At 60.6% G+C, this 559-nt stretch carries 2 protein-coding genes; both read right to left on the bottom strand.

Annotated features, from left to right (window positions below):
* The coding region (locus tag J5M67_RS27585) for a hypothetical protein (protein WP_207888563.1) at nucleotides 1–236 on the bottom strand (236 nt) is incomplete at its 3' end.
* 142 nt (nucleotides 237–378) lie between these two features.
* Nucleotides 379–559: hypothetical protein (locus tag J5M67_RS27580; protein ID WP_207888562.1), on the bottom strand; the 181-nt coding region annotated here is incomplete at its 5' end.

The following is a 559-nucleotide window of genomic DNA, read 5'->3' as shown; positions in this document are numbered from 1 at the left end:
AGGTCGACGAGCCGGACGGTTTCGGACGAATCCGAAGCGGATGACGCCCTTTCGGCATCCGTTTCGACGAACTGTGCGCGTACGACGTCGTCTTTGACGTGCAGCAGAAGATCGGCGGCATGCCAGTCGGTCAAGCGGATGTCGGCGCCGTCGTCCGACCCGATGCGGTGCGTGCCGGGCGCAAGCTGCAACTGCGCGCCCGCGTGCACACCGGTCAGTATCCGTAACAGCTTCATGGTCTCATTCCAGGGCAAGGACGGAAAGTGGTGGTGATCCAGATTCCGGATATCCGCCGATTGCTCGACAGTATAGAGACGCGTGTCGGCTCTTTTTCCGTAAATACGAAATCGACCAGGGGTATGCGAAAGAATGCAGCCGTCATTCGCTCGATGAGGCGTGAGGTGCCGGTGTCGGTTCCGCTTGCGCGTCATCTGTTGCTAGCGGATTGTCAGGCAGCGCGTTGCGGATCGCGAGCAGCTTGGCGATCGCGCAATCGAGGCGGACGGCCGTTCTCGGCATGCCCGCCTGCAACCACAGCAACGGAAAGAGCAGATTGAAG

The organism is Pseudomonas sp. 30_B, from assembly GCF_017491605.1.
Lineage (GTDB): Bacteria > Pseudomonadota > Gammaproteobacteria > Pseudomonadales > Pseudomonadaceae > Pseudomonas.
The sequence above is the reverse complement of the archived record's forward strand: the minus strand, read 5'-3'. Positions and strand labels throughout refer to the sequence as shown.